11 protein-coding genes are annotated in these 13,908 nt (G+C 35.5%); 6 read left to right on the plus strand and 5 right to left on the minus strand.

The window, feature by feature from the left end:
• Nucleotides 1-147: 147 nt before the first annotated feature.
• Nucleotides 148-384, minus strand: a complete 237-nt coding sequence (locus BOQ62_RS17405; protein WP_129041480.1) for a hypothetical protein — start codon at nt 382-384, stop codon at nt 148-150.
• A 530-nt stretch (nt 385-914) separates the two neighbouring features.
• On the opposite strand from BOQ62_RS17405, the gene BOQ62_RS17410 reads away from it, so the two are divergent.
• From BOQ62_RS17410 to BOQ62_RS17435, 6 genes are all read left to right on the plus strand, one after another.
• Complete coding sequence (locus BOQ62_RS17410) at nt 915-1,463, plus strand: hypothetical protein (protein WP_129041482.1); 549 nt, start codon at nt 915-917, stop codon at nt 1,461-1,463.
• A 671-nt stretch (nt 1,464-2,134) separates the two neighbouring features.
• Nucleotides 2,135-2,836: an ABC transporter ATP-binding protein gene (locus BOQ62_RS17415; RefSeq protein ID WP_129041483.1), complete on the plus strand. Its 702-nt coding sequence runs from the start codon at nt 2,135-2,137 to the stop codon at nt 2,834-2,836.
• A 170-nt stretch (nt 2,837-3,006) separates the two neighbouring features.
• On the plus strand, nt 3,007-4,425 hold the full coding sequence (locus BOQ62_RS17420) for a DUF3526 domain-containing protein (RefSeq protein ID WP_129041485.1): 1,419 nt from the start codon (nt 3,007-3,009) through the stop codon (nt 4,423-4,425).
• A gap of 3 nt (nt 4,426-4,428) precedes the next feature.
• Nucleotides 4,429-5,877 (plus strand): ABC transporter permease, encoded by a 1,449-nt coding sequence (locus tag BOQ62_RS17425; protein ID WP_129041487.1) that lies wholly within the window; start codon nt 4,429-4,431, stop codon nt 5,875-5,877.
• Between the two features lie 13 nt (nt 5,878-5,890).
• Complete coding sequence (locus tag BOQ62_RS17430; protein ID WP_129041489.1) at nt 5,891-8,074, plus strand: TonB-dependent siderophore receptor; 2,184 nt, start codon at nt 5,891-5,893, stop codon at nt 8,072-8,074.
• Nucleotides 8,075-8,173: 99 nt separating this feature from the next.
• Nucleotides 8,174-8,368 (plus strand): pinensin family lanthipeptide, encoded by a 195-nt coding sequence (locus BOQ62_RS17435; protein WP_034872029.1) that lies wholly within the window; start codon nt 8,174-8,176, stop codon nt 8,366-8,368.
• Nucleotides 8,369-8,466: 98 nt separating this feature from the next.
• Here the strand turns inward: BOQ62_RS17435 and BOQ62_RS17440 are convergent, their stop codons facing one another.
• The 4 genes from BOQ62_RS17440 to BOQ62_RS17455 form a co-directional block, all read right to left on the minus strand.
• Entirely contained in the window at nt 8,467-8,838 is a 372-nt protein-coding gene (locus tag BOQ62_RS17440; RefSeq protein WP_129041491.1) for a hypothetical protein, read from the minus strand.
• Between the two features lie 275 nt (nt 8,839-9,113).
• Nucleotides 9,114-10,391: a lanthionine synthetase LanC family protein gene (locus BOQ62_RS17445; RefSeq protein WP_129041493.1), complete on the minus strand. Its 1,278-nt coding sequence runs from the start codon at nt 10,389-10,391 to the stop codon at nt 9,114-9,116.
• Entirely contained in the window at nt 10,369-11,244 is an 876-nt protein-coding gene (locus tag BOQ62_RS17450; RefSeq protein ID WP_129041494.1) for a thiopeptide-type bacteriocin biosynthesis protein, read from the minus strand. Before BOQ62_RS17450 ends, BOQ62_RS17445 begins: the two co-directional genes overlap by 23 nt.
• Complete coding sequence (locus tag BOQ62_RS17455) at nt 11,245-13,902, minus strand: lantibiotic dehydratase (RefSeq protein WP_129041496.1); 2,658 nt, start codon at nt 13,900-13,902, stop codon at nt 11,245-11,247. It lies immediately after the preceding gene.
• Nucleotides 13,903-13,908: the final 6 nt, after the last annotated feature.

Here is a 13,908-nt window from a genome sequence, read left to right on the forward strand (position 1 = left end):
TGTATAATTTTTTAGTTTAACATATCAATTTTGTCTGCTGCAAAGTTGGAATTTTCGGTAGCTATTAAAAATGGATGATTTTGATTATATGATGGATGTTTTGTGACCTTATCCCGAAAAACCTTACCACCTAAAAGTGGGGATTATTTATATACCTAACAACTGCTTAGCTAATTCGATGTCTTCGTCAGGTATGCCTCTAATTAAGCGCTGTTTAATTTCATCTTTCAAGTCCAATGCATTAAGCGTTTCTTTTAGATTGTATTGTCCAGGATATTTACTGTGATCATACTCATGAAGTACAGTTCCATCATCAAATAAAGTATAATCATCATCTAATTCATTCTTCATCTGATGGGATTGGGAAATTATTCTTTTTTCCATAATTATTATTTTCATTAAAACTACAATTGGTTGATAATCAATTATTACGGTTTCCTGTAGAGTTATTACTACAGTACCCCCGCATATTTACTGAGTTTTTTAAACGATAAATACACGTCAAGTTTTTTTTAATGGCCTCGGAATTGCCGGGGATTTTTATTTATTGACTAAAACAAAATGTACCACAAAAAGACCGATTTCATCAAATAGTGATGTAATTGGTATGTGTGTTGTTAATGATACTTTAAGTTTTTAAGAGAGTTTTTATTTAACCTACATCATTTAATGTATAATTCATTTTTTACTTTCTCCTCCTGGTTGCTCGGGAGGTTTTTTATTTGGCTCCAATAAAACCGTATTTAAATTTCTGTCGTATATGAAGATACAGCTCAAGTTTAATTGAGTTTTCATGGTTATTAGTTTGTGTCCTCGGAGAGATCTGGGGATTTTTTATTACTAATTAGTCACTATTATTGGATATATAATAATGATTTTCGTATAATTGCGTCCAACTAAAAATTATTATAACTATGAGAAAATTACTTTTCGCTTCAGCTTGTGCTCTAACATTATTATCATGCGTAAGAGAAGAATCAGATATTCAGGGGGAATATGATACCAAAAATATCAATAAATCTACTTTAGTTAAAGGAGGTGAAGCTTCCAAAACTTGGGAAAAAGTTATCACGCGTTATTACAGTAATACTTTAATGAAGCATTACTTTGGTTCACCTAATCAATTGCCGCCTGGATTTCCGGCACTTGGATGGAGAGATGAAGGAACGGCATTTATTTTAGCAGGAGAGTCTGGTTTAGGTCATATTGATCCACTTTACAGCATGGTTCACCCGGGCAATGGAGATAATGTAATAATTTTCGCCCATGATATTCCTGCCGTTGCGGCACAAGGTTATCAGCAAAAAGAATTAATAGGATATGCTTATGGTCCTGATGGGACACCTGTTTACAGGTATTATAGACCCTCAAAACATGGACATTTATATACAACTAATTGGAATGAATTAGGCGGTGGAGGTAATGGGTGGACGTACGAAGGTGTATTTTTTTATGCTAAATAAACGTATTTCATTATTTGCTTTTAACCTCCCAATACCTATGGGAGGTTTTTTTGTGGATGACTTTTTCATGCATCAAGTTCTGTTGTATAAAGGCTTTTGTTTTGTGATTTTTGGTTAAAAATATATCCAATTTTGTGAAATGGAACGGTCTATTATACATATAGATCTGGATACGTTTTTTATATCCTGTTATAGGCTGGTAGACTCTGAACCCCGCTGCACAAAGTCTCCAGACTTTAAACCTAAAGGAACTATTTGTTATCATAACAAAAGTTTTTATATCAAGAGTGGTAAAGTGTATTTAAAAGTATTGTTTTGGGGTTTTATTTCTTATTATTCAAGAAAAGCAAAGCAATATCCGATGTGTTTATAGTCTCATTTTTATATTGATGGCTATAAGTATTTGGATTTTCTCTTTCCATACAATGGGAATCCTGAGATTTTGAGGGGAATAATTTATTATTCTATAAATATTCAATGGTTTGGTTCCATATTCATAAGTGTACTTTATGATTTCCTTTCCCGCTATCTCATCCTATGGCTACAACCCTAGAATTAAATTTTAGTATAATTAAAGCAATTTTGTTGCAATAATGAAAATAATCTTTATTTTTGAAACAATATTGCATTAAGGTAATTTTTGAAGATCTAAATCAAATACATTAAAAATTATGATCAAGATTGAAAATACAAGTAAATCTTATAAGGGAAAAGTGGCTGTAGATAAGCTTTCCTTATCCATAGAGAAAGGAGAAATATATGGATTACTCGGTCCGAATGGCGCAGGAAAATCTACTACATTGAATATGCTGCTGGGATTTTTGAAACCAGATTCAGGAGTAATACTTCTCGACAATATCGATATAAGTACCAATGTAAAGGAAGCCAGAAAAGTGATAGGCTATATTCCTGAAAACGTGAATCTCTATCCTTATTTAACGGGAATTGAAAATCTCTACTATTTCTGCAAACTGGCAGGAAAAGAATACAGTACAACAGAACTTTCTGATATTCTTTCAGATTGTGGATTGCAGACAGATTCTCAAAATAAAAAAACAGAAACCTACTCCAAAGGGATGAGACAGAAGGTTGGAATTGCCATTGCCTATGCCAAAAAAGCGAAAGTATACCTTTTGGATGAGCCTTCAAGCGGTCTCGATCCTTCAGCAAGCAATGAACTCTCTGCTTTACTAAAAAAATTGGCAGAAAACGGAGCAACGGTTCTAATGGCTTCCCATGATATTTTCCGGGTAAAAGAAACTTCAAGCTGTATAGGAATTCTTAAAAACGGATTGCTGGTGAAGGAAATACCTGCTTTAGATGTAACAGCCAATGAGTTGGAAAAAATTTATCTCGATTATATACAAGAATAAAACTTAAAAAAAAATATTGCAACAATGATGCATTATGTGAAAAGTATTTTTATTTTTGCTACAAAGTTGCAATAAGGATTGTTCTTTTAGAAACTTCATTGTGAGATTATACAGAAGTGGTTTTGAAATGAAAAGTATTGCCTGTTATAAAAATGATCAAAAGTAAATGAATGAGTAAATTAAAACGAACACTTTTAGTCGCTAAACATGAATTCAAAGCATTTCAGGAAAATGGACTAAAGTTATTTATCTTCTTTTATACGTTTGTTTTATTGGGAGTCTGGACAGGTAATTATGTACAGCTTGCCGCAGCATCGGTGAAGAATAAACACGCTAAAGAAATAATAGATAGCGAATGGAAAGATCAGAACCGAAATAATCATAGTGCTGCCCATTGGGGAACCTTTCTTTTTAAACCCATAAGCTACCTTTCCCTTTTAGAATCGGGTACTAATGTGTATTCTGAAAACCAATATAGAGTAGAAGCTCATAAAAGACCGCAAATGCATTCCTACAGACTGCGTGATCTGGAAGCATTTATGAGAAGGCCCGATCTGAATACAGCCTTTTTTTTTCAATGGTTTATGCCGTTGATTATTATCGGATTAGGCTTTTCTTCTGTTTCTTCCGAGCGTGAAAAAGGATTTCTAAAGATGTTATCTGTACAGGGAGCTTCATTTGGGCAATTACTGGCAGGAAAATTCATGGCACTTTACACAGCAGTTCTGTTATTTATTGTTCCGCCACTGGTAATCATGTTTGCCGGGCTTATTTTTGAAGGAGAACCTGTTGATCATTTGATAAGAGCAGGATATTGGATTGTTTTATACGCCGTGTACTTTCTGATTATTTCAGGCGGAGTCCTGTTGATTTCAGCTTTGAGCCGTTCATCCTGGTCTTCATTACTTGCAAATATTACAGTGTGGGTTCTTTGCGTTTTGCTAATCCCTAAACTTGCTACTTCAGCAGCTGATAACTTTTATCCTTTGTCATCCTATCATGAATTTGAGCATAATATTAAAACAGGTTTTGATAAAGGGCTTGGAAATGATGGCGGTTATACATCCCGATCTGAATCCTATCTGAAAAGACATCTCAGTCAGTACAATGCAGCCAGTATTGAAAAATTGCCGGAAAAAGTCCGTTTTGCCCTTGATCTTATTCAGGCCGAAGCTTATGAAAATAAAGTAAATGCTTTTTATTCTAAGAAAGTGGAGGATAGATTTAATCAACAGCAGGAGTTTATGGATTATATGGGAATTATTAATCCATTTATAGCAATCCGCCAGCTGTCTATGGCATTTGCCGGAACGGATGTACAGCATCATATTGATTTTTTCAATAAAGCAGAAGAATACAGAAATACAATGATGGACAGACTGAATAAAAGAGAGCTTGAAATCGCTGTTTCCGGGAAAACAAAAGTAGATAATCGTTTTTTTTATAGCAATTTACCCGATTTCTCTTACCAATATCCTACTGCCGGATCTGTTATTCGTAATCATCCGATTGCTGTTCTGTCGCTGTTCTTTTGGACTTTGATATTGATGCTCTCTTTCAGACTGATCATTAACCGAAATTATTTTTAAAATATGAAAGATAAAGGAATGTTGTTGTTCTATGAATGGAAACATATTTTTCGACAGCCAACAGTTTGGATTTTGTTTTTTCTGTTTTTTGTAATAGGAGGGTACGCTGTTTATTCCGGTAATGCTTTGACAAATAAAAAGTTGGAAGCTATTAACGAAGCAAAGAAAGAATCTGTGAAAGATTATCATACGACATTGAAAGCTTTTAATGATACTTTAACTCTTGAGAAAAAGAAACAGGCAGAAAACGCAGGCAACCCCTACGTAATAGATTATCGATATCCGAGGATAGCTTATGATTATCCTTATCCACTGACAGGTTTGGCGGCAGGAATAAAAGATGTAACTCCTGTTACGGAAAAAGTTAATTATTATACAGATTATGCTGCAGTTGACAGGGAAATAACCAATCCCGCTATTCTTTTTGAGGGACGTCTGGATCTTCTGTATGTCAATTTATACTTAATTCCTTTACTTATTATAGTTCTGGTATACAATATTCTTTCCTCGGAAAAAGAAAAAGGGATAAGCCGTCTTCTGATTGTTCAGGGCGGAACCTTAAAACGTGTATTATTGATTAAGCTAGTATTTCGCTTAAGTTTAGTTTTTTCGGCTGCGGTATTTTTAAATGTTCTCGGAATGTTGCTTTCTCCATCCGGACATCCATCGGTTTTGGATGCTTTTCTTTGGCTCTTTTTATTACTTTCCTACTGTATTTTTTGGATTTCTCTGTGCTTTATAATGATTTCATTGGACAGGAATAGTGTATTCAACCTCTTTTCGTGCCTTGCACTCTGGATTTTTTTATTGTTTCTGCTGCCGTTGGTAATTAATAAGACAGCACAACTGAAAAACCCTTCTGAGCTTAAACTTTTGGATCTTGAAGAAAAAGACAGGCTAATCAGTGATGAAGTATGGGCGATGAATCCAAAGCTTGTCACAGACAGTTTTTACAATGATTATCCGAAATACAAATTGGCTTACACTCCGTCAGATACTATAGATAATCAGAATGATGCTTTCTTTGCAGGATACTACCAGATAAAGCAGAAACGCATGAAAGCTGTGGTTGATTCTTTATGGCAAGGTGATAATAAAGCTAATCAGACAGCTTATAGTTTAATCAAATATAATCCTGTTCAAAATACAGAACACTTATTTACTCTTTTAGCTCATACCAGCAGGATAGATTACCTGAGATATAAACAGGATATTAAAGATTTTCAACGTATATGGCAAACCTGCTTTTACGACAGAGTTTTTTCTATGCATAATGGCAAAAGAATATTGTCCTCATTTTCTCCTGAAGCTCTTAAAACATTACCAGAGTTCAAAGTAAAATACCATCCGGTAAAAATATCGGAGTTTATATATGGCCTATTGAATTTATGGCTTATAAGCATAGGACTTTGCATAGGAGGTTTATTCCTGATAAAGAAAATACAACAATAAAAAACAAAAAATAATGAAGAGAAATTACCTTCTGGTAACAATAGCACTTTATGGATCATTTTCCTTAGTTTCCGGACAGGAAAAAAAGGATTCTGTTTCTGAAAAATATATTGATGAAGTCATATTAACGGCAATGAAGCAGATCAAAACAGATAGTCTTTCCGGAAATCTAAAGAGAAAAGACAGGCTGTTAGAAATTCCTCAGAATATTATAAGTATAAAAAGTGACTTGCTGAATCTTCAGGGAGCATTTGATGTACAGGATGTCCTTCGAAATGTAAGTGGAGTGTATATCAGTGATGCTACCGGAGCCGGCAATGTTTTTTCAGGAACTTTTAATGCCCAGATTCGTGGATTTAATCCTGTAAGTACCTTCAGAAATGGACTGCCTTCTTTTGCCGGAGGTCTTTCACAGGAAGATGTTGCCTTGATAGAGCAGGTAGATGTTATAAAAGGACCTGCAGGATTCATCAATTCAATGGGAACAGGTGGAGGATCTTTAAATATCAATACCAAAAGCCCCCGTAGAATAAGAGAAGCCAATATTACTGCCGGAAGTTTTGGATTTTACAGAGCTTCTGTTGATTTGGGGAGTACGGTAAAAGAGAAAGGTTTTTCGTTTAGGTTCAATGCGGCTTATGAATCTCAGGGCTATTATTTTGATTATGCGAAAAGGCGAAAATTTGTTGTAGCACCCGTTATTCAATATAATTTCAGCAAAAATACTTTCCTTCTTGCAGAATGGAACATGATTCAGGGGAGAGCCCTCGAATCAAGTAATTTTATTCAGTATGAAAATGAAAACAGTGTTCAGAAGCATCCTTGGAGAGCCAATTATCAGGGAGACCCCAATCTTCCAGTATCAAAACTGGATGAGCATTACGGAAGATTCGTCATTAACCATAACTTCAATGATCGATGGAAGATAGTCTCTCAGTCATCCATTAAAAGTACACCTTTGGATCAATGGAGCCTTTTGGGAGGAACAGCAAGCTATACTCCGCCAATGTTTGATGATGATGGAAATGCATTACGTTCAAGCTTTAGAAATAAACAGAAATACCTGACTTATAATACCCAATTATTTTTGAGCGGAAGTTATGATATGACCAAAGATATTGTTCATACCGTACTAACAGGGGTTGATTTTAATAGTAGTAAAAGTGATACGGAGCATATTCAGGGAGCCAATGAGTTTGTTTTTAACCGAAATCAGATGAATTATGGGATCAACAGAGACTTATTGATTCAACCAGAAGCTGAAGATCAGATTGATTATACAGTATCGGAAGACAAAACAATAGGAGTCTATCTCTACAATAATTTCAAATTATGGAATCGTGTATTTATTGATGCTGGTTTTCGATATAGCAAAAATAAACGTAACCGATATCTGAAAGGTCCTTATTCACCTGAAGGCGACAGCAAGGTTTATAAACATTATGCCTTCAGCCCAAGAGTGGGGGTAACTTACCTTATTCAAAAGGATTTTGCCGCTTTCTTTTCTTATGATCAAAGCTTTGATCCTATGGCAGGAACAGATCCGCAGGGCAAAGAATGGAAACCGCTGGAAAGTTACAATACTGAATTTGGGATAAAGAAAGACTGGTTTGGCGGACTATTATCCACCTCCGTAAGTGCTTATCGTATTATAAGGAATAATTCATTTTCTCAGAATCCTGCAACAGGTTTGATGACTCAGCTTAATCAGGTTAGAAATAAAGGGATAGAGATAGACATCATCGGATCAATCTATCCTAACATTACATTGACCGCCAATTATTCTTATATCAATTCTGTGTATTCGAAAGATCCTAATGCACCGGAACTTGTAGGTAAGAGATTTTCAAGTGTTCCAAGACATCAGATCAATTCGTGGGTGATGTACAGATTTCAGAAAGGAAAACTTCAGGGACTCTCATTGGCTATCGGGCAAACAGCTGCTTTGCTGAGAGAAACAGATGTACCCGGAGTCCGCATACCGGATTTTATAAAATTAGATGCCAGTATTATGTATCAGCATAAGAAATGGTTTGTGAGAGGCATATTAGATAATCTTACCAACAGACGGTATATAACGGATGGAAATGTAACAGACAGGTACAATGCTGATTGGAGTGCGGTGGTGGGGCAAAACTGGATGTATAAAGAAAGTAACCCCTTTAATTATAAATTACAGATAGGAATGAAATTTTAACATTTTAATGCAACTTTGTTGCGATAAAATGTTTATCTTTACAAAAGAGGGATAGCCGAAACCCTTAAACAGTAGGCCAAATTAAAAAAATGTTTTATTATGGAAAACAACAAAAAAATGAAGCTTAAAATTGAAGATCTAAAGATCGAAAGCTTCGTAACTGCTTTGGACAAAGATTTGTCTAAAAAACTTCAGGGAGGGTTAGGAATTTCTGCTGCGGGAGATCATGACCACCCAACACACACAATCAAAACACAGGACAGACTTCACGTTTGTGGAACAGTTCAGTGTTAATTAATTATTGAAGAAATAATTTTAGGGCTGCCTTTATTTAAAGGCAGCTTTTTTAGTAATATACAGGACGAGTGAAGTCCATTTCTCCTGTGTAAAAATCAAATAATTTTATTGACTCTTATAAAAAATGATTTGAGCAGCTCTTGAACTTGTTCCGTTAGTTTTCTTTCTATAATTTCTTTTTCTTGCGGAGAATACTCAAACTGCTTCACAAGATCTTTAATACTTAGAGGTTTTTTCAATTGTTTAAGGATCATGGCTGAAATTGGATCCATAATAAGGTGGAAGGTCTCCTTATCTGTGCTGTAAAAAACATTGTAATATACTTCAGCATCGGAATCTTTGCTGCTTTTGTCTTTCCAGTTCCATTGTGATTCATGAATATAAATAAAAGGATTTCGGATCAATTGTAGCTCTGAAAAGTCAGCTTCATTATTTTCTAAAATATGATCCAGATCATTTTGTAACATTGTTAGCCGTGTCTGAAAACACAAAGTACCTTTATGCTCTTTCAGAAATTGCATTTTTGCTGTTTCCAATGAATAAATATCGGAAGCATATATCCTATTCTTTGGGGACAGACGTTCTATGATATTCAATAAAGAATCACTAAAACCATACAGATCTTGCGCGTCAAATATTGAATCATGGAGCTGAGTAAAAGATTCCAGTATTTTAAGCGTTTGAGAATAATGACTTCTAAAAAATGTTTCCTTAATCTTAACACCTTTAAGAATGCTATTATTTACCCCAGAAATATCAGGATTGGGAAGCTCCGGATGAAGGATGGAGTTAAAAGTTTTGTTTTTTTAATCATAAGTAACGAAAGAGCAATACCAGCTGTACCCGTCATTAGCCCTAAATCTTCACCATTTTGAACTCCCCATTCAGAATGTCCGGATTCTCTGCTTCTTTGTAACCCTTCCTGAACGATTTCCGTGGCAAGTTCCAAGGCTTCCTGATCACCAAAAGTTTCATGATACTGAATGAGAAAATCCGCCAGCCCGCCATAACCGCTAAAAAGAATATGATTGCGTTTAGATCTTGTTTTAATGTCTTTTTTACACCTTTCAAATGCATTGATACAATCTTTTTTGTAGGAAAGATCACCCGTTATTTTGAATGCTTTAATTCTTGCGATTCCGATGCCGCAGGCTCCGTGTGCCCAGGAGTTGAGGTCGAAATCTTCCGGAAGAAAAGTCTCTTTAGTCCAGTCAAACAGGTTGGGAAGTTCTTTTTTTGAATTTTCCCATCGTAAATCCATCCAATTATTTTGTATAGGATTATAATACAAGCTTTCATACAAGAATGCCTGTTCAGCCAACCATATAAATTCCTGATGATCAAAATATTTCCCAAGCTGCAGTAAAGAGAAACCAATACCAGAGTTTCCGTGTGAAAAACCACATAAAGAATCTACTGAAAGAGCGTTACTTCCCCATTTAATTCCAGCTTCTGCAATCAACGATTTCTGGAGAAGATGGGTAGCCAATTTCTTTATATCATCAGGTAAATTTTGGTTTTGGGTATAATGATAAAGCAGGGTAAGAGCAATCAATATTCCGGATATCCCAATCAGAATATCTTCTGTCTGCTCAGCCAGTATTTTATTTCTATATCGTTCATAAAGTTCTGAAGCCTGCTTTAGATATACCTTTTTACCCGTAACCCGAAATAATTCTAAGCTAAAATAAATGCTGCCACATATCCCGTCATAGAGGCTGACTCCGGAGATGTCGTGATGAATAGAGAAATGGTATATTTTGGAAAAAGACTTTTCAGCTCCTTCAAGGAATTCGTGTTTTCCTGTGTTTTCAAACAATATAAGGAAAAGCCAGCCAATACCGCCGGTTCCGTTCCAAAGTGAAGGATTGAATGCAAAAGAAAATGCTTCGGTACTGGGGTCATAACTGATGGTATTCCAGTACAATCCGTTTTGATCCTGTTGAATTTTAGACAGAAGAAATTCACTTATTTCATTCAATCCTATTTCCAGTTCATTAAGCTCTTGATGGGTGTTCATAATTCTTAATTAAATTGATCGTTTGTCTGACTAAAAAAAGAAGATAAGATTCTTCGGCGTTGACAATTCCTATGCGGTTATTGGTCATGTGAATAAAACTAAGTAAGGCTTCAGTTACAGCTTCAGCAGGCAGATTAGAGTCTATATATTTTTGGCTTACTTCTCTGTTGGTTTCCATAAACTGTAAGGTAAAAGGATCTTTAGAAGTGTCAGGTAAATTCCAGAAGTTGATTGCATTTTGGTATAAGGAATCCTTGTAAAGGTCAAATTGCTGCTGAAAAACAGCAAAGAGATTTTTTTTGTTTTCATCTTGTTCATGAGAATCAGAGGAGGCCGGTATTGGAAGCCAGCTTTCCACAAATTCGTCACATAATTGCAGCGTGTATTCTTGAGAGAGCTTCATTCCTTTAAAAAATGCCAGATGAGTATTCATTGCAAAAGAGTATCTCTCAGAGGCAGTCAAAGAAGTATTTTCTGTAAGTTGATGAAGAACGAATCGTGATGATGCATAAAATTGATCTTCCGCATACATGATAGTTTCTGAATTGCCATACCTCTCTGTTTCCGGAATATATTGGTCTTTTTTCAGAACAATTTTTGTATCGTGGCTGAATTCGTAATCTGATATACAATGAGTAAGCAGAGAAATAAATAATGGAGACTCTTTGGAAGATAAAAGAAGTCTTAAACGGATATGATATCCATTTTCGAAATACCGGATAAAAAAGAATTTTACCGTTTTCTTCAATGAATATTGTATATTTTCAACAGCAGGATGTACGATTTCTTTTAATATCTCGTCTGCATTACCTTTGTGGTACAAATAGTAAGTGTCCCAGTTTTTTTCATCGATTTAAAAATTATACCATTGGATCAAATGTTCAGCCACTCTGTTACGCGAATTGTCCACTGTAGGTAAGGTTTCTTCCACATAGATATAAGAAGAGGCCCTCTTCAGAAGTTTCTTGAAAAGATTAAAAAGTAATGGCTGCCGGAAATCTATAAACTGAGGTTTATAATCATCCCTGTATCCTGTCGGTTGATCAACTGAATCATCTTCAGGGATATAGGAAGACTGCAGGTAAAGGAAGAGGGAAGAAGGCAATCCATTTTCTGAAAGCCATAGATTAAAACGCAAAAAATAAATACCGTCACCTTCATCTTTTCCCTGCACAGGAATAGCTGCTAAATTGATAAGCCATCCTTTTCGTCGAAGAATAAGCAGATCTTCATACACAATTCTGGGGAAAATCTGAATAGGCATCTTGTTATACTGCTTAGAAAAATTACGATCGATGATCTGAATCAACGGATGATAGCTGACATAGATGCAAGGATTAAATAATGACATAAGCTGATAAAGATTCGATCTGTTTGTGATGGTTTCCAGACACAGATCAAATGCATAGATCTCTTTCCTTGAAAAAGTTTCTATCAGGCATAGTGAATTATTATCTGAATGGTAGCCAACAGATATTTGGTTCAACGGAATCTGCTGTGATTTTTTCATTTGGGTGTTCGATGATGGCATTTTTACTTCATGATCCAGCAAAGGAGGATGAATATTGGCATTAAAACTGGAATCATCATTAAGCTCAATGAGTATCTGATCCGGAAACAGACGATTGTTATAATCTCTGTGTGTTTCCGAAACTTCATCATCAAATAAATGAAGAAATCTACCGCTCATTTTGCCCATTCCCTGCATAAGTCCATTGACAACAGCTTTTGCTTTTCCTCCTGACGAGTCATCAGCCAACTGTATAAAAGCAGATCCGGCAGGAGCCTGATGTTTTGATATAGGAAGAACATCCAGATTCTTTTGACAGATCTTTATCTCATCCGGATTTTCCAGTTTATGATGAAGATTTTCCCAAAAAGTATCAGCCCAGGAATTCTCGATATCTTTTTGGATGATATCTGGTTTGGATTCATTTTCATTTTTATAACGGTAGTATTCATGATAGAATGTAACCAGAGGAATATATTGATTATGATCATATCTGGATCTGAAGAAATCAGTCATGCTATTTTTTTCATTTCCTCTGATATCAAAAGCAGACAAGCGGTTACTAAGGTCAGACAGTAATTGTCCATATTCCTGAATCAGCGTTTTGTCAATGATATGAGTGGCAGTGGTGTAGACATCTTCATAAATAAAACCTTCCTGGCGGTAATCTGTAGGCAGATAAGGGAGTTTTTCAAAGCCCTCTCCATTTTTGTATCGTTGAAGAATGTCGTCAACTAGTGTCTGCATTTCTTCTTTGGGCAGTTTCACAATACCTGCCTGATTCTCGAGGTCAGAAATCACACGATCAAAAATTTCAGAAGTCTTACGGAGAAGGGCTTCTCGGTGAGATATTTCGGCGGTACCGAATTCTTTTTTTGCTTCATGTAAAATAAGAACAAGTTGATGAAGTTGATGGGCAGACGGGTTGATTTCTTTATGTTTACCAAGAAATATCAGAAGATGGCTGTCCCAGTCAGGATCAATTTCAGAACATTCCAGAGTCAGCTCTAAAAAACCGACATCAACAAGTTTTAGTAAATAATTTTGTAATTCCGGAAGTGCTGCATCAATTTGTGACGAAAGTAGTTTTGCTAAAGAAGATAATGGCAAGCTTTCTTCCGAATGATCAATGAGTTCTTTGATGTATTGATTGATTCCACTGGCCTGAATTTCCTGAAAAACTTCAATATTGGCGCAGTTCATCAGGAAAGTGAAACGATCCTCCGTTTCTGCTATGCTGCTATTGGTATTTACCAATAATAGATTTTGCAGAGCAGGATGTTGTTCCATCAGTTTTTTTATTCTTTTCAGCAGTTTATTGTTTAACCTTATTTTGCAATTCAGGATAGTTGGAAGTGAAGACGGCTTAGAACTGTTATCTGATTCCGTTTTTGTAAGACCTAAATAAGTAAATGTACTGAAGGGTGAGGTTTTATAGGTCATTCGCGTCAGATAACGAAGAATGCTGAATTCAATGCGTTCACTATATTTATTAGGAGTAGCAGGCATAAGAGCAAAACCATCCAGCTGCTCATACAGATCTTTGCTTGAAAGTAAAACTCCGTTTTTGAAAGGATATTCTCCGATAAGTTTTTGAATCTCCTGCCTGGATGATGATTGATAATTTTGGAACTTTACTTCCCATAGCTCCAAAAACTCTTTATAAGTAGCATTTGCATGCTGCCATTCATGCCAATATTCTTTAAAAAGCTCAAATGTTTCCGGCTGTATCTTTTCAATCAGAGTTAAAGCATTCTGCCGGCTGTTGTAGATTGAACGTTTTAGATTGAGCAACTGCTTTTGTTGCAGATTATCAGTACTTTTTTCAATAAGAAGATATAATTGGTCGCATAAATTTTCATTACTTATCTTTTGAAGTTCAGTAATCTTCTGCCAGGTTTCCAACTGATGTTGAGCATCAGGAATAACGAGTGTATTCAGGCTTTGTACAGGTAATGCGGCAAATCGGGTGAAAATATAGGGTAAAATATTCAGGCTCATTTTTTT

This window comes from Chryseobacterium sp. CH21 (assembly GCF_004119445.1).
Lineage (GTDB): Bacteria > Bacteroidota > Bacteroidia > Flavobacteriales > Weeksellaceae > Chryseobacterium.